Here is a 24,183-nt window from a genome sequence, read left to right on the forward strand (position 1 = left end):
TTCGCCGTGCTTGCCCTGGCCCTGTTCGCCAGCCTCGCCGGCCCGGGCTGGCAACGCCTGAGCAGTCAGGACATCCGCCGCCTGCTGCTCGGTGGTGTGCTGCTGGCCGGCCATTGGGTCAGCTTCTTCATCGCCGTCAAAGTCGGCGGCGTGGCCATCGCCACCCTCGGCTTCGCCAGCTTCCCGGCCTTTACCGTCATCCTCGAAGGCCTGCTGTTCCGCGAACGCATCCGCCGCAACGAGACCGTGCTGGTACTGCTGGTCAGCATTGGCCTGGTCTTGGTCACACCGGCCTTCGATCTGGCCAGCGAAGCCACGGGCGGCCTGCTCTGGGCACTGCTTTCCGGGTTGCTGTTCTCGCTGCTGTCACTCACCAACCGCGCCGGCTCCGGGCGCTTGCCTGCGGTTCAGGCTGCGCTGTGGCAAAACCTAGTGGTGGGCCTGTGCCTGCTGCCCTTCGCAGCACCCGGCCTGGCAGACGTGGCAACCATGGACTGGCTGTGGATCGCCCTGCTCGGTATCTTCTGCACCGGCGTGGCGCACAGCCTGTTCGTCGCCAGCCTGGCGGTGATCAAGGCGCGCACCGCCGCGGTGGTATTCGGTATGGAGCCGGTCTACGGCATTGCCGTGGCCTGGGTCGTGTTCGCCGAAACCCCCACGCTGCGCATGCTGCTGGGCGGCGCGCTGATCATCTTCGCCATCGTGCTGTCCAGCCGCCTGGCCGCCGAGCAGCCGCCCAAGCAGCCACTGCCCGAAGGTGCGTGATCAGCGGTCGTTATGGCCAAGGTCACGCTGAGGGTCGATCTGGTCGCGTACCCGCTGCTTCAGCACCTTGGCCTCGGGGAACCCGCCGTCGGCCTTGCGCTCCCAGATCTGCACGCCATTGCAGGTGATGCGGAAGATGCCGCCGATGCCCGGCTCCAGCGCCACCCGGCCAAGGTCGTCGGCAAAGGTGCTGAGCAGTTCCTGGGCCAGCCAGGCGGCACGCAGCAGCCATTGGCACTGGGTGCAATAAGTGATGACTATTTCGGGCTTGCTGTCGGCCATGGTGACGCATCTCCAGGTAAGGGGCCGCTTATACTAGCGGTCTTTAGCCCACGGTTTGAGACTCACGATGCGCCGTTTGCTGTTCTGCTTTCTGCTCTCCCTCACCAGCCTCACGGCAATTGCCGCCGAACCGGCCAGGCCCAAGGTCGGGCTGGTGTTGTCGGGTGGCGCGGCCCGTGGCCTGGCCCATATCGGCGTGCTCAAGGCCCTGGAAGAACAAGGCGTGCGCATTGACGCCATCGCCGGCACCAGCATGGGGGCTGTGGTCGGCGGGTTGTACGCCTCGGGGTACAGCGTCCAAGAGCTGGAAAAGCTCGCCACCACACTGGACTGGCAACAGGCGCTGTCCGATGCCCCACCGCGCAAGGACGTGCCGTTCCGGCGCAAGCAGGATGACCGCGATTTCCTCGTCAAACAGAAGCTCAGCTTTCGCGACGACGGCAGCCTAGGCCTGCCGCTGGGGGTCATCCAGGGCCAGAACCTCGCGCTGCTGCTGGAAAGCAAGCTGGCGCATACCGCCGACACACGCGACTTCGACAAGCTGCCCATCCCCTTTCGCGCCGTGGCCACCGACATTGCCAGTGGCGAAAAAGTGGTGTTCCGTCGCGGCCACCTGCCCCAGGTAATCCGTGCCAGCATGTCGATCCCCGCCGTGTTCGCCCCGGTCGAACTGGAGGGTCGCCTGCTGGTGGACGGCGGCATGGTCGACAACATCCCGCTGGACGTGGCCCGGGAAATGGGCGTGGATCTGGCCATCGTGGTCGACATCGGCACCCCGCTGCGTGACCGCAAGCAACTGGCCACGGTGGTCGACGTGCTCAACCAGTCGATCACCCTGATGACCCGGCGCAACTCGGAAGAGCAACTGGCCAGCCTGCACCGCGACGATATCCTCATCCAGCCTTCGCTGACTGCGTTTGGCGTAACCGACTTCGGCCGCGCCCGGGACATGATCGACGCTGGCTACCGCGCCACCCGCTTGCTCGACCCGCGCCTTGCCAGCCTGCGCCAGCCCGAAGACAGCAGCCTGGCGGTGGCCCGCTCGCCACGTCAGCGCACACCGGTGATTACCGCGATCCGGATCGAGAACGACTCCAAGGTCAGCGACGATGTCATCCGTTCCTACATTCGCCAGCCGATCGATGCCCCGCTGGAACTGGACCGCCTGCAGACCGACATGGGCACGCTGTATGGCCTGGACTACTTCGACCGGGTGCAGTACCGCGTGGCGCACAAGGGCGACGACAATACGCTGGTGATCAATGCCCGCGGCCGACGCGGCGGTACCGACTACCTGCGCCTGGGCCTGAACCTGTCGGACGACCTGCGTGGCGACAGCGCCTTCAACCTGGGTGCCAGCTACCGGGTCAACGGCATCAACAGCCTGGGTGCCGAATGGCTGACCCGTGGCCAGATCGGTGACCAGCAAGAGCTGTACAGTGAATTCTACCAGCCGCTGGACGTGGGCTCGCGCTACTTCATCGCACCGTACCTGGACTTCGGCTCGCAGAACATCGAGGCCACCCTGGACAACGACCCCATCGCCGAATACCGCCTGGAGCGCTACGGCTTTGGCCTGAACGTTGGCCGGCAGATCGGCACCAATGGCGAAGTGCGCCTGGGCGTGGGCAAGGCGTGGGGCGAGGCCGAGGTGCGCATCGGCGACCAGGACCTGCCCAAAGTCAGCTTCAACGAAGGTTTCTACGAGCTGAAGTACTCGTTCGACACCCTCGACAACGTGTACTTCCCCCACAGCGGCGAAGACATAGGCCTGACCCTGCGCAAGTACGACAAGTCGCTGGACTCGGACCAGGATTATCGGCAGTGGTTGTTCAACCTGGACAAGGCCATCAGCAGCGGGCCGAATACCTTCGTGCTGGGCGGGCGCTACGGGCGCACGCTGGATGACGCCGAAGTGGTGACGTCGAGCTTCGTGATCGGTGGCGCGCGGCAGCTGTCAGGGTTCCGCCAGGATTCGGTGTCGGGGCAGAACGTGAGCCTGATGCGCATGGTCTATTACCGCCGGCTGACGCCACGGGCCTACGTGCCGCTGGACTTCCCGCTGTACATTGGCGGGTCGCTGGAACGTGGGCGGGCGTGGAACAACGACAATGCGTTCGACAGCGGGTACATCAATGCGGCGAGTATCTTCCTGGGGCTGGAGACGCCTCTTGGGCCGCTGAACTTCAGCTATGGCACCAACAGTGCGCATGAGCAGGCGGTGTACCTGAACCTTGGGCATACCTTCTGAGCTATAAGCTGCAAGCTTCAAGTAGAAGCAGATCGAGCCGAAACAAAGATCTGTTTCTACTTGAGGCTTGCAGCTTAGGGCTTGCAGCTGTATTCAAGATTTCTCGAGGTTGGCCAGGATCTTCGCATGCACCCGCATGCACACCTGCAAGTCCGCCTCGTCCACCCCGGTAAACAGCTCCACCCGCAGTTGATTGGCAATGGTCTCGATCTGGTCGATCAGCGGCTTGGCCGGCGGGCACAGTACAATCTTCTTCGCCCGCCGGTCCTCCAGCACCGCCTGCCGACGCACCAACCCTTGTGCCTCAAGGCTGTCGAGCAAACGCGCCAGGGTCGGGCCTTCAACGCCCACGCTCTGGGCCAGCTCACGCTGGGTCGGGGCTTCTTCGAAACGGGCTAGGTGCAGCAACACCAGCCAGCGCGCCTGGGACAGGTTGAGCCCGGCCAGGCGGCGATCCAGTTCGGCACGCCAACCCCGGGACATCTGGGCCAGCTGCATGCCAAAGCGGTGTTGGTTGTCGGTCAGGGGCATAAGCAACTCATTGAATAGATCTAATTATTAGGCAGCTAACCATGGCCGGCGCCACGAGGCAAGGCTCGGACACGCTGGTGTGTTCGATAATCGTCAAAAAGCATGACAAAGGTCAGCAGATGGCGCTTGTGCCTTCGATCCTGCCGCCGTTTACAGCTCGAACTCCGCCGCCAACGCGGCGCGCACGCAATACAGCACGCCCTCCGGCACCCGGGCGCCGAACAACGGCGCAATGGCCGACACCGCTGGCAGCTCGCCTTCGCCATCCAGGAAGGCGTCCTGCACTTCCATCAGCAGGTCTTCCGGCAGGTCGAGGGCCTGGTCCAGGCTCAGTTCCTGGCGGCCCAGTGCCTCGGCCAGCAGGCTATACACGTTCTTCTCGCTGCAGTTGAGCTGCCCGGCGATCTGCGCCGGCGTCATGCCGGCGCGCGCCAGGCTGACCAACTCGTGGCGCAGGTCGAGCACCACTTTCGGCGCCTCGTCGGTGCCGCCACTGTTGTTCAGCACTTCGAGGAATGCCTGGCCATAGCGCTCCAGCTTGCGCGCACCCACGCCGCTGACCTGGGCCATGTCGCCGAGGCTGACTGGCCGGCTGCGCAGCATTTCCAGCAACGTCGAGTCGGGGAAGATGACGTAGGGGGGCACGCTGTGCTCCTCCGCCAGCTTGCGCCGCAAGGTACGCAGCGCTTCCCACAGCTCGCGCTCTTCGGCACGCACCAGCTGGCTGGCCGGGCTGCCGCCGCTGGACGACGAAGCCTTGGCCGTGGTCTGCGGCTTGAGGTCGCGGCGCAATTGCAGGGTGACCTCGCCACGCAGCAGTGGCCGGCAGCTGTCGGACAAGCGCAGGCCACCATAGCCCTCCAGGTCGATATCAACCAGGCCGCGCGCCACCAGTTGGCGGAACAGCGAACGCCACTCGACCTCGGCCAGGCCCTTGCCGACGCCGAAAACCGACAGCTTCTCGTGGCCGAAATTGCGTACCTTCTCGGTGTCCTTGCCCAGCAACACATCGACCAGGTGGCCGACGCCATAGCGCTGGCCCGTGCGGAACACCGCCGACAGGGCCTGGCGAGCCGGCTCGGTGGCGTCCCAGGTCTGGATCTTGTCGACACAGTTGTCGCAATGCCCGCAGGGCTGTTCGAGGGTTTCGTCGAAATAGGCCAACAGAGACTGGCGGCGGCAGCGGGTTTCCTCGCAGAGCGCCAGCATGGCATCGAGCTTGTGCTGCTCGATGCGTTTGTGGCGATCGTCACCTTCGGAGTTCTGCAGCATCTGCTTGAGCATCACCATGTCCTGCAGGCCGTAGGCCATCCAGGCATCGGAGGGCAGGCCGTCACGGCCGGCACGGCCGGTTTCCTGGTAATAGGCCTCAAGCGACTTGGGCAGGTCGAGGTGGGCAACGAAGCGCACGTTGGGCTTGTCGATGCCCATGCCAAACGCAATGGTGGCGACCATGATCAGCCCTTCCTCGTTGAGGAAGCGGTGCTGGTTGGCCGCGCGCGTCTCGGCAGCCAGGCCAGCGTGGTACGGCAATGCCGGGAAGCCTTGGTCACAGAGGAAGGCGGCGGTTTCGTCGACCTTCTTGCGCGACAGGCAGTAGACGATACCTGCGTTGCCACGGCGCTCGCCCAGAAAGGCCATCAGCTGCTTGCGCGGCGCTTCCTTGGGCACGATGCGGTAGAAAATGTTGGGCCGGTCGAAGCTCGACAGGAAGCGCTCGGCGCCTTGCAGGTGCAGGCGCTGGACGATTTCCTCGCGGGTTCGCATGTCGGCGGTGGCGGTCAGCGCAATACGCGGCACATGCGGGAACAGCTCGGCCAGCTGGCCCAGTTGCAGGTACTCGGGGCGGAAGTCGTGGCCCCATTGCGAGACGCAGTGGGCTTCGTCAATGGCAAACAACGAAATGTCCAGGTCACGCAGGAAGTCGAGCATGCGCGGCTGCACCAGGCGCTCCGGCGCCAGGTACAGCATCTTCACTTCGCCACGGCGCAGGCGCCCGGCCAGGTCACGCTGCTGCTCAGGGGTCAGCGTGGAGTTCAACGCAGCCGCCGGCACGCCCAGCTCGTCAAGGGTGGCAACCTGGTCATCCATCAGCGCGATCAGCGGCGAAACCACCACCGTCAGGCCCGGGCGCAGCAGCCCCGGTACCTGGAAGCACAACGACTTGCCGCCGCCGGTGGGCATCAGCACCAGGGCATCGCCGCCATTGGCCACGCATTCGATGATTGCTGCCTGGCGCCCTCGGAAACTGTCGTAGCCGAAGATGTCCTTGAGAACGCGCTGAGCCTGTTCGAGCATGTGCAACTCCAAATCGCCGTACCATCCTGGAAACAGGCTGGACGAAAAACCCGCCCCGCACACGCCAAAAGCGTAAGCGGTTTTTGCCAGGCGACCGGTAAACCCTGCCCCTGGATGAAAAACCGTGGAGTATACCGCAGCACCGCACCGCGCAGGGCACCACGGTGATAGACGTTCCCTTTGCCCCGCTGCCGCTGCAAGGTGCTAGAATTCGTTATCGTTTATTCCCCAAGGTAGCCCTGTAATGTCCTTCGCCGAGCAACTGACCCGCCTGCAAGCCTTCCTCGACGCCGACGAGCTGCACGAAGAAGCGCTGGACTATGTCGCCGCACACGGCTACCTCACCGCCCTGTCGATCAACGCCGAGGATGTACCGGAACGCGAGTGGATCGACGCCCTGTTCGCCGAAGAGCCGCACTACAGCAGCGATGCCCAGCGCACCGAAATCGAGGCGACGCTGGTTGCCCTCAAGGCGCTCATCGCCCGCCAGCTGGCCAGCGACGACGAATTCGAACTGCCATGCGACCTGGACCTGACCGACGAGCCGGACGATTCCGACCTGCGCGGCTGGTGCATCGGCTTCATGGAAGGCGTGTTCCTGCGTGAAGAAGCCTGGTTCGAGAACGCCGAAGAAGAAGTCAGCGAGATGCTGCTGCCGATCATGGTCGGCTCGGGCCTGTTCGACGAACAGCCAGAGTTCGCCGACATCGCCAGCAACGCCAACCTGCAGGACGACATGATCGTACAGATCCCCGAAGCGCTGACCGCGCTGTTCCTGCTGCTGCACGCCCCTGACGAAAAACCGGCGCTGCTCAAGCCACGCCACCACTAATCTGCCTGTGCGCTACCTGCTGCTGGCCATCGGCTGGCTCAGCGTTGCGCTGGGGGTGTTGGGAATTTTCCTGCCGGTACTGCCCACCACCCCCTTCCTGCTATTGGCGGCAGCCTGCTTTGCCCGCAGCTCGCCGCGCTTTCACCACTGGCTGGTCAACCACCCCAAGCTCGGGCCGTGGATTCGCGACTACCTCAGTGGTGAAGGCATTCCCCTCAAAGGCAAGGTCTACGCCATCGGCCTGATGTGGGCCAGCATTGGTCTGTCGTGCTATCTGGTTCCCCTCTTCTGGGCGCGCACATTCATGCTGACCAGCGCCGTGCTGGTCAGCCTGTATATCCTCAGACAGAAAACCCTGCACACGCCAAAGTGACATTTTTTTGTCGCCAAATATCACTTTCGCCTAACGGATATTTCCTTTATCCAGAATAATTCTGAAACCGCACGAAAGCCTTGCAGACACTGGCTTGGAACGCGTTACGCGTATTCGCTTTCAGTACTTATCGGTCTCTTTTTTAGAGAAAAACGATCTTATATTTAAATTTTATATGAATAAATCTTCTTATGTATCGCGTTGAATGTACTTAGCTGTGTTGTTAAAAACCTGCAACACTATACGCGATAACATTATCGTCATTTTTTTGGCGAGCAGCAGGATCAATTCCAGGATCAGGGAGATGTACCATGCGCGTTTTGAACCCCATCACCAGTGCATTACTGTTGGCCCTGGCGAGTGCCAACGTACAGGCGATGTCGATCACCGAGGCCGTCCAGAGCGCCGTGGACTACCACCCACAAGTCAGCTCCAACCGCAACAGCAAGCTGTCGGCCGATGAGGACGTGAAATTTGCGCGTGGTGGCTACTACCCTTCCGTGGATTTGGTCGCTGGCTATGGCCGCCAGCGTTCGGACAACGCCACTACCCGTGCCGAGGGTAACCACAACAAGGAAACCCTCAACTACACCCAGTCCGAGCTGCGCCTGCGGCAGATGATCTTCGACGGCTTCAACACCTCGAATGAAGTGGGCCGTACCAAGGCAGTCTCCACCTCCCGTGCCTACTACACCCAGGCCGTTGCCCAGGATGTCGCCTTGCGTGCCGTGGAGGTCTACCTGGAAGTGCTCAAGCGCCGCGAGCTGGTAACCCTGGCCAAGAACAACCTGCAAGCCCACCTGCGCGTCAACGACCAGATCGGCCTGCGTAACGAGCGCGGCGTTGGCAGCACCGCCGACCTTGACCAGTCCCGCGCACGTCGCGCCCTGGCAGAAAACAACCTGGATACCGCCGAAGTCGACCTGGCCGATGCCGAGGCCAACTTCTTCAGCGTGATCGGCCGTGCCCCGGACGAGCTGGAAAGCCCGCAGACCATCAAGGCCGAGGTGCCAGAAACCCTCGAAGGCGCCCGCGACAGCATGCGTCAGAACAACCCCTACATCAAATCTGCCCAGGCTGACGTCAACGCGGCCGAGCAGCAGTACGAGGTCGGCAAGTCGACTTTCTACCCGCGCTTCGACGCCATTCTGGCAACCGGTGCCAACAACAACACCGGCGGCGAGAAAGGCCACAACAACAACGACTGGCAGGCCGGTGTAGAGATGAACTACAACCTGTTCCGTGGCGGCAGCGACAAGGCCCGCCTGCAGTCTGACGCGCACAAGATCAACCAGGCCTTGGACATCCGCAACAACGCCCTGCGTGAGTTGACCGAAAACCTGAGCCTGGCGTGGAACGCCATGAACAACGCCAGCAAGCAGCTGCCGACTGCGCGTGAATACGCCGAGACCACCAAGCGCGTGCGTGCTGCCTACCAGGACCAGTTCGGCCTGGGCCAGCGTACCCTGCTGGACGTGCTGGACAGTGAAAACGAGCTGTACAACGCCGACCGCCGCTACACCGAAGTGCGTTATACCGAGGAGTTCTCGCGTTATCGCGTACTGGCGACCATGGGTGAGTTGCTGACCAAGCAACATATCTCGCTGCCGCCAGAGGCGCTGGCTACCACTGAGGTACGCACCGAGGCGCGCCTGCCCGAGATGCGTTGATCGGATTTGAGATTCGGGGGCCGCTTTGCGGCCCCCAACCCTCACTCGGCGCCATGGTTACGCTGAAACGTCTCCATCCCCATCGCCTTGATCTGCCCCTCGATCAACGCCTCGAAAGGCGCCAGCAGTGCATCGAAGCAGACAGGCTGCTCCAGCGTATTCAATGCCCCCACCACCGCCTCGATCGTCGACAATGCCCCCACTTCCGGCGCTTTGCGCAGCCGGTAACGTGAAGGCGTAACGGCCCCCAAGGACACTCTCGGCAACCCCTCCAGCAACGGATTCATGTACAACAGCTTGCGCGCCTTGCGCCAGGTGCCGTCGGGCACGATCAGCAGCAAGGGTTGGTCTTCGGCTTCGCTATACGCCGAGAGCACCTGGGCGTCGTCACCCGGGAATAGCAGCGCCGGGCGGTAACCGGGCGTCGCCAACAGTTCACTCAAGTCCTCGAACACCTCTCCAATCCGCAACTCGGCATTGTTCAGGCCAAGGGCAGCAAGGCGTGCGGTATTCAGGGCATGGGCGGTTTCACTGGGGTGCTGCAGCAGGATGACGCGGGTGCGGCTGTCGAGTGCGGGGATCAGTGGGCAAAGGCAATGGTCGAGCGGGCGCTGGCAGCGCTCGCAACGGGGTCTGGGCATGGGGTTCTCCTTGGCGGAGACAGTTTGCCACAGAAACGGGGCCCGCTTTGCGGGCCCAGCAACCTCAGCGGTTGAAGCGCTCCGCCAGGCTATGCAGATACTCCGCCATGCGCTCCAAGTCCTGACTGATCTGCGCCCCCTGCCTGGCCTGCCCGGCACTCTGGTCACACAACTGGGCGATCCTCACGATCTGCTGGTTGATGTCCTCAGCCACATGGCTCTGCTGCTCCGACGCCGTCGCCATCTGCTGGCTCATGCCAGTGATACGGCTGACCGCCTGGGCAATGCCGCTCAACGCCGCCTGCACGGCCTCGACACTGTGCACGCTCTCCCGCGATATCTGCTCGCCCCGGCTGGCCGTGCTCACCGCACGCTCGGCACCTGCACGCAGCGAGGCAATGATGTGGTGGATCTCATCGGTAGACGCACGGGTGCGCTGGGCCAGCGAACGTACTTCATCCGCCACCACGGCAAACCCGCGCCCCTGCTCGCCCGCGCGCGCCGCCTCGATGGCTGCGTTCAGTGCCAACAGGTTGGTCTGCTCGGCAATCGAGGTAATCACATCGACCACACTGCCGATCGACTGGGTTTGCTCGGCCAAAGCGTTGACCGCCTGGCCGATGTCATTGACCGCATCACTCATGCTGCCCATGGCCTTGAGGCTTTGCAGCGCCAACTCACTGCCCTGTTGTGCCAGCTGGTCGGCATCACCCGCCGCGTGTGCGGTGCTTTGCACGTTGTGGGTAACCTCCTGAATGGTCGCCGCCATCTGGGCAATGGCCGTCGCGGATTGGTCGGTCTCGCTGCGCTGGCGGTCGAGCATTTGTGCTTGCGCATCGGACAAATCGGACGACTGCGCCGCCCGCGACTTCACCCCGACGCCCGCATCCACCAAACGGGTCAAAGCCGTTTGCAGTCGTGCTTCCTCGCTGATGATGGCCAGGTCGAGCTGGCCCTGCAGCCCTGGGTTGTCGCTGTAGGTCAGCGCCACCAGCGGGCTGGTAAAGGCCTTGGGGTGCTCGGCCAGCGTGCGGCGGATGGCCTGGTTCTGCCGGTGCTCGACCAGGTACCAGGCCAACAGCAGGCTGGCCATCAGCACGCCAAGTGCTGCATAGGGTGGCAGCCACAGGTAGCCAGCCGCCGACAACAGGCCCGCACCAAACAGCGGCCAGCCGTGCCCCAGCCCATGCCCCAGCCGCGCCGCCCATGGCACGGCAGCCCTGCCGCTGCGCAGGCGGGCATACAGCGCCTCGGCACGGCGGATCTGCTCGCGCGTGGGCACCGACTCGTAGCCACTGATGCGGCCCTGCTCGTAGATCGCCGTGACATAGGCGCTGACCCAGTAATAGTCCCCGTTCTTGGCCCGGTTCTTGACCACGCCCATCCACGGTTTGCCCTGCTTGATGGTCTCCCACATATGCCCGAATACCGCCGGCGGCATATCCGGGTGGCGCACCAGGTTGTGGGGTTGGCCGACCAGCTCGTCGTACGTGAAGCCGCTGATCGCCACGAAGGCATCGTTGCAGTAGGTGATGCGGCTGTTCAGGTCCGTGGTGGAAATCAGGCGTTGATCGCTGGAAAAGGTTCTTTCGTGCTCAGTGACGGGCAAATTCATGCGCATCTTGGGCGATCCTTGCAGGATGAAATGAGGGAAAATCATCAGCGCAAATTGATATGTAGCAGAGCGCTATCAGGTTAGCGGCCACCCCATGCAGGAAATTAGAGCCTCCCGACGAAATACATGAACAACGTGCTCATCAACCCACATTGAGCTGGCTTTTCAGCAGGTCGCGGAAGGTCTGGATCAAGGGTTCACGGCTACGCCCGCGGCGGATGATGAGCGAAAACGGGGCCTGGTAACCAAACGTCGACGGCGACAGCACACGCAAGTCGCCCTTGTCGACCCAGGCCTGGGCGTAATGTTCGGGCAAATAACCGATATAGGCCCCGGACAGAATCAGGATCAGCTGCGCCTCCATACTCTCCACCGTCGCCGCACTGTGCTTGAAACCATGCCGGGCTAACTCAGCCTGGCTCCAGTAGCCACGCCCGACCATGCGTTGCTGCGTCACCACCGGTTCAGGGATACGCCGCTCGGCATACAGCGGGTGACGGCTGCTGCAGTACAACCAGTGCTGCTCACGGTACAACGGCTGGTACAGCAGGCCGCTCATGCGCGAGGAGAACGCGCCAATGGCCAGGTCCAGGCGGTTGTCCTGCACACCCAGTTGCAGCTCGTAGGGGCTGGACACCGACAGGTGCAGGTGCACCGCCGGGTGCTCCTGGCTGTAGGCGCCAATGGCTTCGGCCAGCGGCAAGGCCCGGTCACCAACCGTGGAGTCGATCACCCCAAGGTTGAGGGTGCCGCGCAGTTCTCCCTTGAGGGCAGCGGCATACTGCTCGAAGCCGTCCAGCTCGGCCAACAGGCGCAGGGTTTCCTGGTGGAACAGTTCGCCTTTGCTGGTGAGGCTGAAGCCGCCCCGGCCACGGTGACACAGCACGATACCCAGGGCCCCCTCCAACTGGCTCATGTACGTACTGATGGCCGAGGTTGAAAGGTTCAGCTCGCGCTGAGCGTTGGCAAAGCCCTGGTGGCGCACCACGCTGATAAAGATGCGCAGCAGTTTCAGGTCGGGCAAGGTCGAGGCCATGGTGCAACGGTTCCGCAGGGGTATTTGCGCGCAGTCTAACCGCTCTGCCCGCCTTTAGTTCAGAAATTCCTGAACTAAGTTTTTGTCGGTAGCGATTCTTCCCCGCCACTACCTTCAGCAGACTTGGCCGAAATGTCCCTGCCCGCCGGCAAAACCACACATGAAATGGCGCGCGGCGGCACAGGTTCGAACAAACAGAACAATCGACCGACTGATGAGGCCCACCGTGGACAAGACTCTCCACCAACCACTGGGCGGCAACGAAATGCCGCGTTTCGGCGGCATCGCCACCATGCTCCGTCTCCCCCACCTGCAAAGCGCCGAAGGCCTGGATGCCGCCTTCATTGGCGTGCCGCTGGACATCGGCACCTCGCTGCGCTCCGGCACCCGCTTCGGCCCACGGCAGATTCGCGCCGAGTCGGTGATGATCCGCCCGTACAACATGGCCACCGGTGCCGCACCGTTCGACTCGCTGTCGGTGGCCGACATCGGCGACGTGGCGATCAACACCTTCAACCTGCTGGACGCCGTGCGCATCATCGAAGAAGCGTATGACGAGATCGTCGAGCACAATGTCATCCCGATGACCCTGGGTGGCGACCACACCATCACCCTGCCGATCTTGCGCGCACTGCACAAGAAGCACGGCAAGATCGGCCTGGTGCATATTGATGCCCACGCCGACGTCAACGACCACATGTTTGGCGAGAAGATCGCCCACGGCACCACCTTCCGCCGCGCCGTGGAAGAAGGCCTGCTCGATTGCGACCGCGTGGTGCAGATCGGCCTGCGCGCCCAGGGCTATACCGCCGACGACTTCAACTGGAGCCGCCGCCAGGGCTTCCGTGTGGTGCAGGCTGAAGAGTGCTGGCACAAGTCGCTGGAGCCACTGATGGCCGAAGTGCGGGAAAAAGTCGGCGGCGGCCCGGTTTACCTGTCGTTCGACATCGACGGCATCGACCCGGCCTGGGCGCCTGGCACCGGCACCCCGGAAATTGGCGGCTTGACCACCATCCAGGCGATGGAGATCATTCGCGGCTGCCACGGCCTGGACCTGATCGGCTGTGACCTTGTCGAAGTCTCCCCGCCTTACGACACCACCGGCAACACCTCGCTGCTCGGTGCCAACCTGCTGTTCGAAATGCTCTGCGTGCTACCGGGCGTAGTGCGTCGCTAATACCGCTACACCCCGGCAGGAGCCATGAGGGAGGGCCACTGAGGCCCGCCAACAACACGACAAGACCGCCGGGCGCCGTGCAACCGCCCGCGTGGTCGATCTCGCCATAATAAAGATAATCGGGAGACCCCCAATGGCCTTGGACATCATTGTTGTAATGATCTATACCGCCGGCATGCTCGGGCTTGGCTGGTATGGCATGCGGCGCGCGAAAACCCACGAAGACTACCTGGTAGCCGGGCGCAACCTCGGCCCGGTCCTGTACATGGGCACCATGGCCACGACCGTGCTGGGTGGAGCTTCTACCGTTGGCACCGTACGCCTGGGCTACGTTCACGGCATTTCCGGTTTCTGGCTGTGTGCAGCCTTGGGCCTGGGCATCATCGCCATCAACCTGTTCCTCGCCAAACCGTTGCTGCGCCTGCGCATCTTCACCGTGACTCAGGTGCTGGAGCAGCGCTACAACCCGACCGCTCGCCAGGCCAGCGCCGTGATCATGCTGGCTTACGCGCTGATGATCGGCGTGACCTCTACCCTGGCCATGGCCACCGTACTGCAAGTGCTGCTGGACCTGCCATTCTGGGCCTCGCTGATGCTCGGCGGCGGTGTAGTGGTGCTGTACTCCACCATTGGCGGCATGTGGTCGCTGACCCTGACCGACATCGTGCAGTTCGTGATCAAAACCGTCGGCCTGATGTTCATCCTGCTGCCAGTGTGCCTGTACAAGGCCGGTGGCTGGGATACCCTGGTGGCCAAGCTGCCGGCGGCCAGCTTCCAGCTGACCACCATTGGCTGGGACACCATCATCACCTACTTCCTGATCTACTTCTTCGGCATTCTCATCGGCCAGGACATCTGGCAGCGGGTGTTCACCGCCCGTGACGAGAAAGTCTGCCAGCGTGCCGGTACCACCGCCGGTGTGTACTGCGTGCTGTACGGCCTGGCCTGCGCCGCGATCGGCATGGCTGCACATGTGCTGATGCCCGACCTGGCCAACCCGAACAATGCGTTCGCCGAAATGATCAAGACCACCCTGCCCGATGGCATCCGTGGCCTGCTGATGGCGGCAGCGCTGGCAGCCATGATGTCCACCGCCAGTGCCGGTCTGCTGGCGGCCTCGACGACCGTGACCGAAGACCTGCTGCCCAAGCTGCGTGGCGGCAAGCAGTCGAGCCTTGGTGTCAGCCGCCTGTTCACCCTGCTCACCGGCCTGGTGGTACTGGGTATCGCGCTGATGGTGAACGACGTGATCAACGCACTGACCCTGGCCTACAACCTGCTGGTCGGCGGCATGCTGATCCCGCTGATCGGGGCGATCTTCTGGAAGCGTGCGACCACCGCCGGCGCCATTGCCAGCATGTCGCTGGGCTTTGCCACCGCGCTGCTGTTCATGTTCAAGGACGGGCTGGAGGCCAATACGCCGATCTACTACAGCCTGGCTGTTGGCCTGGTGAGCTTTGTGGTGGTTAGCCTGATGTCGCGTAAGTCGGTGGCAGCGGTGAAGCTGGCCTGATAGACCCTGACAGATACAACAAGGCCGCTGCATCCAACCGGATGCAGCGGCCTTTGCTTCTTTTATCAGCGACGACGCGGCTGGCGCTTGCGCTGCTCTTCATCAGTCGGGATCGGCACCGGCTGCAAGGGTGGTGGAATCAGCCCCAAGGCAACCGCCAGGTCGTGGAGCCAGTTGGACAGTGGTTTATTCATAATGCCCCCTTGACGGGTCAGCCTCACGGCAAATCAATCCTGCGATGTTTCATACAGATCATAGCCCGATGTCCTGTATTACGCATGCCTCTGCTCTTACAGATAAGGGCCATTTTGACGCGGATCAAGCCGTAACGGCGCGTTCCGACGACTGGTTAATCGTTTCGCTTTGTTGCAGGTCGATCCACGCCTGCAAATTGGCACCGCGCATACCCTGGCGCCACATCAGCCAAGTGACCGCCTGATCGAACGGTGCCTGCAGGCGGTGCACCCTTACCCGGTCGCGCCCAGGCAAGCTGTCGAGCATCGACTGGGCCATCATCGCCACGCCAGCGCCGGCAATCACGCAGGCCAACATGCTCTGGTAAGACTCGATCTCCATGACCCGGCCCATCGGGGTATGCGCATGGGCATACCAGGCCTCCAGGCGCATGCGGTACGAGCAGCCCTGGCGGAACGTGAACACTGCCTTCCCTGCCACATCCTTGGCGGTATGCACTGCCGGGTGCTCCGGGCTGGTGATCAGCACCAGATGCTCGTCACACAACGGTACGCCATCCAGCCCCGCCAGGTTCAGCGGCCCATCCACCAGGGCAGCATCCAGGCGGTGGCTGAGCAAGCCTTCTAGCAGCTCGCCGCTAGGGGCAGCGCGCACCTGCAGGTTCACCGCCGGGTAGGCCTGGTGATAGCGCGCCAGCAACGCCGGCAAATGGGTTGCCGCCGTGCTGTACATGGTCCCTAGCACAAAATCCCCGGCCGGTTGGCCGCCCCGCACGGCAGCCAGCGCCTCGTCGCGCAAGGCCGACATGCGGTGTGCGTAGTCCAGCAGCACCTTGCCCGCCGGCGACAGCTGCAGGCGCTGACGTTCACGCAGGAACAGCTCGACCCCCAATTGCTCTTCCAGTTGGCGCAGGCGCGTCGACAGGTTTGACGGCACCCGATGCAGGCGCTCTGCGGCACGGGTGACCGAGCCTTCCTCGGCCACGGCCTGGAAGATACGCAGTTGGCTGAATTCCACGGCATTCTCCAAAACAGAACAACTTGATCATCATTATTCAATTTTATTGAAAAAAAACCGCCCTAACCTGCCGGCTATCGCTTACATCTGTGCAGGAGACTTGTCATGTCGCCACTTATCCAACTGCTGGCCAGCGCCGTGGCGCTGATGATGGCCATGGGCATCGGCCGTTTCGCCCTCACGCCACAATTGCCGCAACTGATCGCCGAAGGCCAGTTCGACCTGGCGGTTGCCGGGCTGGTCGCGGCAGCCAACTACCTGGGCTATTTCATTGGCGCGGTAGATGCCATGTTCGCCCGCTCACCCGGCCAGGTTCGCCTACGCCTGCAGGGTGGGCTGTGGCTGTGCGTGCTGCTGACCCTGGCTTCGTGGGCCGCTGATGGGTTGTGGAGCCACCTGCTGCTGCGCTTTGGTACCGGTGTGGCCAGTGCCTGGGTGCTGGTGATGATCACCAGCCTCAGCCAGCGCGTGGCCAATGCACACAACCGCCAGCGCCAAGGCGCCCTGGTGTTCGCCGGGCCGGGCCTGGGCATTGCCGTGACCGGGCTGCTGGCCTTGGTGGCGCATGTGCTGGGGCTGGGCTCGGCCGCCCTGTGGCTGATCTATGCCGTGGCTGCGCTGATGATGTTGCTGGCCGTGCGGCCATGGCTGCCACGCGCCCTGCAAGCGGCGCCAGCCGCATCGCCAGTGCACCAAGGCCCTACCCGCAGCGTCGGTATTGGCCGCCTGGGGCTGGTGTATGCGCTGTACGGCGTGGGTTACATCTTGCCGGCCACCTTCCTGTCGCAAATGGCCAACCAACAGTTCCAGGGGCAGTGGCAGGCCGACCTGTTCTGGCCGGCGTTTGGCCTTGCGGCGGCCTTGGGCGTGCTGCTAGTAAGCCTGCGCCGTGGCGGCCGCACCTCAACCTGGCTGACCGCCACGCTGTGGCTGCAAGGGGTCGGCGTGCTGGCCTGCCTGTTGGGCGGAGGCATCGGGCTGGCGCTGGGCGTGGTGCTATGTGGCGGGCCGTTCCTGGCCTGCATGCAACTGGTGATGCAACGCTCGCGAGAGCTGGCACCCCATGCCACGCAACGCAATGCCGGGCTATTGACCGCATGCTTTGCCCTGGGGCAACTGAGTGGACCATTGCTGGCAGCACTCAGCATCCAGTACAGCGGCGGGCTGCAGCCGGCACTGATGGCGGCGGCGGGCGGGTTGGTGGTGGCCGGAGGGTTGGTGCGGTTGGCACGCAGCGAGCGGGCCGGCGGCGCCTGCCCAGCAAACCTTTAACCGACATACCGCCGTAGCTGCTTCTTCACCCAAGGCTCGGCACTTACCAGAATCACCCCCAGCAGCACCATCAACGCGCCAATCACAAAGTTGACGCTCAGCGGCTCATCCAGCAGCAGTACACCAAAGGTCACCCCGAACAGCGGGGTGATGAACGAAAACACAGCGAGGTTTGATGCCAGGTATTTGCGCAGCAACCAGAACCAGGTCAGGTAGCTGACGAACGACACCACAATCCCCTGGAACAGCACACTGCCCATGGCCAATGGCGTCAGCGAGACGGCGCCGATCTGCCCGCTGAGCAAGGCAATCAGCAACAGCCCGGCAAAACCCACCGCCAGCTGATAGAACAAGGTCAAGGTCGCCGGCGCCTCTGACAGTCGTGAGCAGCGCACCACCACCGTGGTCGCGCCCCAGGCCAGGCCGGCGATGACACCGAAGGCATCACCCAGCAGCATGCGGCCATCCATCTCCTCGAACGACATGCCACCGGCAAACGCCATGGCAATGCCACTAAATGCCAGCAGAATCCCCAGCCACTGCAACAACCTCAGGCGCTCGCTGGGTAACCTGAAATGCAGGCCCAGCGCGGTAAACACCGGTGCGGTATAGAGGAACACCGACATGTGGGCCGCCGACGTCAGCTTCAGCCCCTCGGCAATGAACAGGAATTCCAGGCCAAACAACCCACCTGCCACCACTCCGGCGCGCCATGTATTGCCGACTTGCTCCCAACCACCACGCCAGCACAACATCAGGCCTACCAATATGGCTGCGATGCCATTGCGCAGGGCCGCTTGCATCACCGGGGCGATATCCACGGCGGCGGTTTTGATCAGCACCTGCTGGCAACCCCAGATCAGGCACAGCCCCAGCATCACCTGGAAAGCGAACGCGTCAGGGTTCTTGCGGACCGCGCTCATGAGCGGGCCTCTGGGGTGATCGTAGGCATGGGCAAAGGCTCGGCAGTATTCAGAAGTTACCGATTATCGGGTTTCCATGCCCACCGTTGCCAGCCTCAAAACGACCTCAAGCAATCTGCGCCTTCGCTGACACCTGTTCGAAGGTGGCTTCATCCAGCGCATCCGCCTGCTCGTCCAGCACCTGACGCGGGTGCTCGAAGCCGGGGATGCTGCTGTCGATCAGGCTCATCAGGCGCAAACCGCGCTCGGTCAGCACGAAGTTTTCGCCATTGCCGCCCTCTTCTTCAGGCCGACTTTCGATGAAGCCACGCTTGAACAGCAGCTTCTCGTACTCGCAGGCAAGGTTTTTAAGCAGGTCCAGGTCTCCCACCGGCTCACCCTTGGCAGCCAGCGCTGCAGCGTGCTGCTCGGCATAGGGGCGTGGGGTAAAGCTGTGACCAGCGCCGTTCTGCACCTCGTGCAACAAACGCTCGATCAGGTCCCAGTCGTAGGGGATGCTCATGGTGATGGGCTCCAGCTGTGGACGGAAGGGGTACACAGGTTGGGACCGGAAAGTGGGTGGTGACGTTCCGGAAAATGGAATAGATATGACGGCGCGCCCCCCCCTCGCCGGCTGACTGACCGTCATTGCCATCGGTCGTAATCGCTGAACTTGCCTGGGCCTATTACCCTCCACCGCGCATAACCACCGCTGGAGGTAAAAGGATGAAACCGCTACTACCCTTTACTTGCGCCATCGCCCTGTCCTGCGCCCTGCCCGCCTGGGCCTGCACACCGGAAGAAGCCACGCAGAAACGTGAAGAGCTGGCCGGGCTGGTTACCCAGTTGACCGAGCAGAACCCGCAGAAGGCCAAGGAGATCAATGACGAGCTTCAGGGGATGGATCTGGAGACGGCGAGCAATGACTTGCCCGACAAGTGTCAGCTGATCGACCAGCGGATCAAGGAATTGAAAACGGCGGAGCAGAAGGCTGAGTAGTTGTCGCCTGTACTGGCCTCTTCGCGGGCGTGCCCGCGAAAAAGCCAACACAACTACGTGGTGTTACTCAGCAGCCGGCTTGCGCTTTTTCAGCGGCGCCAGGCCATCAGCGCTGGCCAGCGGTGCATTGGTCTTCGGTTTGGCGGTCGGCTTGCGCTTGGCGGCAGTTTTCTTGTCGCCCGACTTCTTCTCGACCTTTTTCTTCTTGCTGCCAGCCGCCTTGCCCGAAGCCTTGACCTTCTTCGGCCCGCTGTAGGTACCCTTCACTTCCTTGATCACCCGGCGCTCGAACTGCTGCTTGAGGTAGCGCTCGATGCTCGACATCAGGTTCCAGTCGTTGTGGGTGATCAGCGAGATCGCCAGGCCTTCGCCACCGGCACGGCCGGTACGGCCCACGCGGTGCACGTACTCGTCACCACTGCGTGGCATGTCGAAGTTGATCACCAGATCCAGGCCGTCGATGTCCAGGCCACGGGCCGCCACGTCGGTAGCCACCAGCACCTTGGAGCTGCCCTGCTTGAAGCGCTCGATGGCCAGCTTGCGGTCCTTCTGGTCCTTTTCGCCGTGCAGCACGAAGGCCTTCACGTCCTTGGCTACCAGGTGGCCGTAGATGCGGTCAGCCAGGGCGCGGGTGTTGGTGAAGATGATCGCCTTGTCGAAGGTTTCGTTGGCCAACAGCCACTGCACGATTGCTTCTTTGTGCTGGTCGTGGTCGGCGGTGATGATTTGCTGGCGGGTGCCTTCGGCCAGCTGAGACACGCTGTTGAGCATCAGGTGCTCAGGGTCTTTCAGCACCTTGCCGATGATGTCGCGCAGGGCCGCGCCACCGGTGGTGGCCGAGAACAGCAGGGTTTGCTCGCGGTTCTCGCACTCCTTGCACAGGCGCTCCATGTCTTCGGCGAAGCCCATGTCGAGCATGCGGTCGGCTTCGTCGAGGATCATCACTTGCACGTGGGACAAATCGAGGTTGCCGGCATTGAGATGCTCGAGCAGGCGGCCCGGGGTGCCGATCAGCACATCCGGCACCTTGCGCAGCATGGCGGCTTGTTCCTTGAAGTCTTCACCGCCAGTGACCAGGCCCGCCTTGATGTAGGTGAACTGCGAGAACAGCTGCACTTGCTTGAGGGTCTGCTGGGCCAGCTCGCGGGTCGGCAGCAGGATCAGCGAGCGGATCTCTACCCGTCCACCTTTCAGGTCGACCAGGCGGTTGAGCAGCGGCAGCACGAAGGCAGCCGTTTTACCGCTACCGGTCTGCGCAGTCACGCGCAGGTCACGCCCTTGCAGGGCCAGGGGGATGGCCGCGGCCTGCACCGGGGTTGGCTCGACAAATTTAAGCTCGGCCACGGCTTTAAGCAGGCGTTCATGCAGGGCGAATTGGGAGAACACGGAGGTAACCTCGGGCAAGTGCGGGAAATTCAGTTGTATAGGGTAACGTTTTCTGCCGGCTTAGCCGAATTTCTTTTGGCAACTTTGCCGCCATCCGCGCTCTAATGGCACTTCGTTTCGTAACAAGACTGTACCCAAGCCCATGGATATCCAACGAATCTGGCGTGACTCCCTCGACCTGTGGGGCACCCTCGACCAACATCCCATGCTGCACGCGGCCATCGGCCTGGCGGTGCTGCTGCTGATTTCCCTGGTGATCGGCCGGCTGGCGCGCTTTCTGGTACTGCACAGCGCCCGCCTGCTCTCTCGCCAACCGGCACTGAAGTGGCTGGACGACCTGCGCCACAACAAGGTCCTTCACCGCCTGGCGCAGACCACGCCGTCGCTGGTCCTGCAGTTTGGCCTGAAACTGGTGCCGGAACTGTCCGACACGGCCCAGCACTTCCTCGGCAATGTCGCCCTGGCCTTCACCCTGCTGTTCATGACCATGGCACTGTCGTGCCTGCTGGATGCCCTGCTCGACATCTACGCCCGCACCGAGCACGCCCGCACCCGCTCGATCAAGGGCTACGTGCAGCTGGCCAAGATGATGCTGTGGATTTTCGCCGCCATCGTCATCATCGCCACCCTGATCGACCGCTCGCCGCTGTTGCTGCTGTCTGGCCTGGGTGCCATGTCGGCGGTGCTGCTGTTGGTGTACAAGGACACCCTGCTGTCGTTTGTCGCCAGCGTGCAGCTGACCAGCAACGACATGCTGCATGTGGGCGACTGGATCGAAATGCCGCAGGTGGGTGCCGACGGCGATGTGGTGGACATCACCCTTCACACCGTCAAGGTACAGAACTTCGACAAGACCATCGTCTCCATCCCCACCTGGCGCCTGATGAGCGAGTCGTTCCGCAACTACCGCGGCATGCAGCAATCCGGCGGCCGGCGGATCAAGCGCAGCCTGTTCATCGATGCGGCTGGGGTACGCTTCCTCACCCGCGAAGAGGAACAGCGCCTGAGCCAGGTGCAACTGCTGGGCGACTACCTGGCGGGCAAGCGCCAGGAGCTGCAAAACTGGAACGAGGCCCTGGGGCCCGTGGCGGAGCTGGCGGCCAATCGTCGCAAACTGACCAACATCGGCACCTTCCGCGCCTTTGCCCTGGCCTACCTGAAGAACCACCCCAACGTGCACCCGAACATGACCTGCATGGTGCGGCAGATGCAGACCACCGCCGAAGGTGTGCCGCTGGAGATCTACTGCTTTACCACCACCACGGTGTGGGCGGACTACGAGCGGATTCAGGGGGATATTTTCGACTACCTGCTGGCGGTGTTGCCGGAGTTCGGGTTGAGCCTTTATCAGCAGCCGAGTGGCAATGACATGCGGGTGGGGTTGAGCGGGCGCGTGACACATGAGCCTGCGCCGCGTCGCCTGGAAGAGATGAGCGAGGCTTGAGATTGCCGGGGCTGCTTTGCAGCCCATCGCAGGCAAGCCATGTGCAGTACTTGTGGAAGAGGCCGGCCGCTACCCCGCGTACCCCAACAGGTACAACAACCCGGTCAAGGTCACCAGCGAAGCCACGGTCGACAGCAGGATCGTCCGCGATATCAGCCCCGCCTCGCGGTTGTAGTACTCCGCCAGCATGAACGGCCCGGTCCCGGTCGGCAGCGCCGCCAGCAACACCGCCGAAGCTGCCCACATGCTCGGCAGGCTGAACACCTTGTACGCCAGCACCCAGGTCAGCGCTGGCTGCCCTACCAGCTTCAACCCCACAAGAGGCCACGGACTGGCCTGCGCCCCGGTGCGTTTTTCCGCCAGGAATGCACCCAGCGAGATCAAGGCGCAGGGGGTGGTGGCCAACGCCAGCATGTCGAGAAAATGCATCACCGGCTCGGCCAGCCCCAAGCCCGTCATGGCCCAGCCTGCCCCGGCCAATGGCGAGATCACCAACGGGTTCTTCGCCAGCGCCTTGCCCACCACCACAATGGCACGACCAACATGCCGCTCTCCCTGCAAACCGATCTCGATCAGCGTCAGTGAAATGGCAAACACCAGGCACACCACGATCAACGACGAGATCAGCGCCGGCTGCAAGCCCGCCTGACCGAACAGCAACAGGCACAACGGGATGCCAATGTAGCCGGTGTTGGCATACCCCGCACTGAGCCCATCGATGCTGGACGCCACCAGGCCATGGCCGCTGTACAGCCGCCACGCCAGCGTGATCACGAACATGGCCAGGGCACCTGCACCAAAAGCCACGATGAACCCAGGGTGCCAGATCTCGCTCCAGGTGGCGGTGGCGGTGACCTTGAACAGCAACGCCGGCAGGCACAGCCAGACCACCATCTTGTTGATTTCGGCAGCGGCCTTGTCGCCCAGCTTGTTGGTCTTGCGGCACAGGTAGCCGACCAGGATCAGCGCGAAGATCGGCGCAACAATGACGAAGATGGTGTGCATATCAGGCCTTGCCGGCCAGCGGTGCCTGGGTCCGCCCCCCCAGACGGCTCAACCACACCGACGCCAGGATGATTCCGCCGCCGATGAACAGCCGCCCCAGCGGCTCGTGCTGGTTCCAGATCAACAGGTTCAGCAGCAGCCCTACCGGTACATGCAGGTTATTCATCACCGCCAACGTACCGCCAGACACCAGGCACGCGCCCTTGTTCCACCAGTACAGGCCCAGCGCTGTCGGGCACAGGCCCAGGAACAGCAGCACCAGCCATTGCACATCGGTGCTCGGCAGGTGCTGGGCGTTGCCAAACAGAAGGAAGGCCGGCAACACCACCAGCAAGGCGCCCAGGTAGAAGTAGCCGAAGCGCGCGTAATGCGGCAGGTCGCTGGGGTGGCGTGCGACCAGGTGACGGTACAGCACCTGGCCAGCGGCATAGGTGAAGTTGGCCAGTTGCAGCAGCAGGAAGCCGATGAAGAACTCACCGCTGATGCTGTCGAAGCGGATCACCGCCGCACCGGCCACGGCAACCAGCGCGGCCAACAGCGCCCACGGGTTGAAACGCCGGTTCATGGCGTCTTCGATCAACGTCACATGCAGCGGCGTGAGGATGGTGAACAGCAGCACCTCCGGCACGGTGAGCACGCGAAAACTCAGGTACAGGCAGACGTAGGTGATGCCGTATTGCAGCGCACCGATCAGCAGCATCGAGCGCATGAAGCGCGGCTCGACCTGGCGCCAGCGGGTCAAAGGCAGGAACACCAGGCCTGCCAGCAGCACCCGTGCGAGCACGGCAAAGTAGCTGTCGACGTGCCCGGCCAAGTACTCGCCGATCAGGCTGAAGGAAAACGCCTGGATCAGCGCGACGATTATCAGGTAGCCCATGGTTGCCTCTTGTGAATCAAGGCCGCGACCTTAGCGGGTTGCGGTAAATGAGTTCAACCATCCAGGCGCCTGTCGTGGTTTTTTTATTGGGGCGTCAATCGA

The 24,183-nt window shown here is 62.9% G+C and carries 23 protein-coding genes; 10 read left to right on the plus strand and 13 right to left on the minus strand.

The genetic code is table 11. From position 1 onward, the window contains the following. Positions 1-765, plus strand: a 765-nt coding sequence (locus APH36_RS03260) for a DMT family transporter (RefSeq protein WP_060497466.1), incomplete at its 5' end; no start/stop codon positions are given. On the opposite strand, the gene APH36_RS03265 is transcribed toward APH36_RS03260, so the two are convergent. Beyond that, on the minus strand, positions 766-1,047 hold the full coding sequence (locus APH36_RS03265) for a SelT/SelW/SelH family protein (protein WP_060497467.1): 282 nt from the start codon (positions 1,045-1,047) through the stop codon (positions 766-768). Between the two features lie 67 nt (positions 1,048-1,114). On the opposite strand from APH36_RS03265, the gene APH36_RS03270 reads away from it, so the two are divergent. Then, positions 1,115-3,298, plus strand: coding sequence for a patatin-like phospholipase family protein (locus APH36_RS03270; protein ID WP_060497468.1), 2,184 nt, complete (start codon positions 1,115-1,117; stop codon positions 3,296-3,298). A 93-nt stretch (positions 3,299-3,391) separates the two neighbouring features. Here the strand turns inward: APH36_RS03270 and APH36_RS03275 are convergent, their stop codons facing one another. Then, entirely contained in the window at positions 3,392-3,829 is a 438-nt protein-coding gene (locus APH36_RS03275) for a MarR family transcriptional regulator (protein WP_016711876.1), read from the minus strand. Positions 3,830-3,979: 150 nt separating this feature from the next. Further along, the gene (gene recQ, locus APH36_RS03280) at positions 3,980-6,127 is read right to left on the minus strand and encodes a DNA helicase RecQ (protein WP_060497469.1); all 2,148 of its coding nucleotides are present in this window, start codon (positions 6,125-6,127) and stop codon (positions 3,980-3,982) included. Positions 6,128-6,371: 244 nt separating this feature from the next. On the opposite strand from recQ, the gene APH36_RS03285 reads away from it, so the two are divergent. The 3 genes from APH36_RS03285 (at position 6,372) to APH36_RS03295 (ending at position 9,002) form a co-directional block, all read left to right on the plus strand. Next, positions 6,372-6,959, plus strand: a complete 588-nt coding sequence (locus tag APH36_RS03285; RefSeq protein ID WP_060497470.1) for a YecA family protein — start codon at positions 6,372-6,374, stop codon at positions 6,957-6,959. Positions 6,960-6,966: 7 nt separating this feature from the next. After that, entirely contained in the window at positions 6,967-7,332 is a 366-nt protein-coding gene (locus APH36_RS03290; RefSeq protein ID WP_060497471.1) for a YbaN family protein, read from the plus strand. Positions 7,333-7,643: 311 nt separating this feature from the next. Beyond that, positions 7,644-9,002 (plus strand): TolC family outer membrane protein, encoded by a 1,359-nt coding sequence (locus tag APH36_RS03295; protein WP_060497472.1) that lies wholly within the window; start codon positions 7,644-7,646, stop codon positions 9,000-9,002. Positions 9,003-9,043: 41 nt separating this feature from the next. On the opposite strand, the gene APH36_RS03300 is transcribed toward APH36_RS03295, so the two are convergent. The 3 genes from APH36_RS03300 to APH36_RS03310 all read right to left on the minus strand — a co-directional run bounded on the left by APH36_RS03300 (position 9,044) and on the right by APH36_RS03310 (position 12,294). Beyond that, on the minus strand, positions 9,044-9,643 hold the full coding sequence (locus tag APH36_RS03300; RefSeq protein ID WP_060497473.1) for a tRNA-uridine aminocarboxypropyltransferase: 600 nt from the start codon (positions 9,641-9,643) through the stop codon (positions 9,044-9,046). A 64-nt stretch (positions 9,644-9,707) separates the two neighbouring features. Next, on the minus strand, positions 9,708-11,264 hold the full coding sequence (locus APH36_RS03305) for a PAS domain-containing methyl-accepting chemotaxis protein (RefSeq protein ID WP_060497474.1): 1,557 nt from the start codon (positions 11,262-11,264) through the stop codon (positions 9,708-9,710). Between the two features lie 136 nt (positions 11,265-11,400). Then, the gene (locus APH36_RS03310; RefSeq protein WP_060497475.1) at positions 11,401-12,294 is read right to left on the minus strand and encodes a LysR family transcriptional regulator; all 894 of its coding nucleotides are present in this window, start codon (positions 12,292-12,294) and stop codon (positions 11,401-11,403) included. Between the two features lie 226 nt (positions 12,295-12,520). Between APH36_RS03310 and speB the strand changes: the two genes are divergently transcribed. Further along, complete coding sequence (speB, locus tag APH36_RS03315) at positions 12,521-13,471, plus strand: agmatinase (protein WP_003254586.1); 951 nt, start codon at positions 12,521-12,523, stop codon at positions 13,469-13,471. Positions 13,472-13,604: 133 nt separating this feature from the next. Continuing rightward, positions 13,605-14,984 carry a sodium:solute symporter gene (locus APH36_RS03320; protein WP_060497476.1) on the plus strand — a complete coding sequence of 460 codons (1,380 nt, stop codon included), beginning with the start codon at positions 13,605-13,607 and terminating at the stop codon, positions 14,982-14,984. A gap of 65 nt (positions 14,985-15,049) precedes the next feature. Here the strand turns inward: APH36_RS03320 and APH36_RS32520 are convergent, their stop codons facing one another. Together APH36_RS32520 and APH36_RS03325 are read right to left on the minus strand one after the other, a co-directional pair. Further along, a complete protein-coding gene (locus APH36_RS32520) occupies positions 15,050-15,178 on the minus strand; it encodes a PA1414 family protein (RefSeq protein ID WP_009683677.1) in 129 nt (42 codons plus the stop codon). A 124-nt stretch (positions 15,179-15,302) separates the two neighbouring features. Beyond that, positions 15,303-16,196, minus strand: coding sequence for a LysR family transcriptional regulator (locus APH36_RS03325; protein ID WP_060497477.1), 894 nt, complete (start codon positions 16,194-16,196; stop codon positions 15,303-15,305). A 105-nt stretch (positions 16,197-16,301) separates the two neighbouring features. On the opposite strand from APH36_RS03325, the gene APH36_RS03330 reads away from it, so the two are divergent. Next, on the plus strand, positions 16,302-17,468 hold the full coding sequence (locus APH36_RS03330) for an MFS transporter (RefSeq protein WP_060497478.1): 1,167 nt from the start codon (positions 16,302-16,304) through the stop codon (positions 17,466-17,468). Here APH36_RS03330 and APH36_RS03335 read toward each other — a convergent pair. Then, entirely contained in the window at positions 17,465-18,391 is a 927-nt protein-coding gene (locus tag APH36_RS03335) for a DMT family transporter (protein WP_060497479.1), read from the minus strand. The genes APH36_RS03330 and APH36_RS03335 overlap by 4 nt on opposite strands. Positions 18,392-18,497: 106 nt before the next feature. Beyond that, entirely contained in the window at positions 18,498-18,893 is a 396-nt protein-coding gene (locus APH36_RS03340) for a hypothetical protein (protein ID WP_060497480.1), read from the minus strand. Between the two features lie 203 nt (positions 18,894-19,096). On the opposite strand from APH36_RS03340, the gene APH36_RS03345 reads away from it, so the two are divergent. Then, positions 19,097-19,369, plus strand: a complete 273-nt coding sequence (locus APH36_RS03345; RefSeq protein WP_060497481.1) for a hypothetical protein — start codon at positions 19,097-19,099, stop codon at positions 19,367-19,369. 63 nt (positions 19,370-19,432) lie between these two features. Here APH36_RS03345 and APH36_RS03350 read toward each other — a convergent pair whose 3' ends face one another. Then, entirely contained in the window at positions 19,433-20,755 is a 1,323-nt protein-coding gene (locus tag APH36_RS03350; protein ID WP_225521602.1) for a DEAD/DEAH box helicase, read from the minus strand. Between the two features lie 142 nt (positions 20,756-20,897). Between APH36_RS03350 and APH36_RS03355 the strand changes: the two genes are divergently transcribed. Continuing rightward, positions 20,898-22,199, plus strand: a complete 1,302-nt coding sequence (locus APH36_RS03355; RefSeq protein ID WP_060497483.1) for a mechanosensitive ion channel family protein — start codon at positions 20,898-20,900, stop codon at positions 22,197-22,199. A 69-nt stretch (positions 22,200-22,268) separates the two neighbouring features. Here the strand turns inward: APH36_RS03355 and APH36_RS03360 are convergent, their stop codons facing one another. Both APH36_RS03360 and APH36_RS03365 read right to left on the minus strand, forming a co-directional pair. Further along, positions 22,269-23,204, minus strand: a complete 936-nt coding sequence (locus tag APH36_RS03360) for an AEC family transporter (RefSeq protein ID WP_060497484.1) — start codon at positions 23,202-23,204, stop codon at positions 22,269-22,271. A gap of 1 nt (position 23,205) precedes the next feature. Further along, the gene (locus APH36_RS03365; protein WP_060497485.1) at positions 23,206-24,081 is read right to left on the minus strand and encodes a carboxylate/amino acid/amine transporter; all 876 of its coding nucleotides are present in this window, start codon (positions 24,079-24,081) and stop codon (positions 23,206-23,208) included. Between the last annotated feature and the right edge of the window lie 102 nt (positions 24,082-24,183).

The organism is Pseudomonas sp. NBRC 111133, assembly GCF_001320605.1.
GTDB lineage: Bacteria > Pseudomonadota > Gammaproteobacteria > Pseudomonadales > Pseudomonadaceae > Aquipseudomonas > Aquipseudomonas monteilii.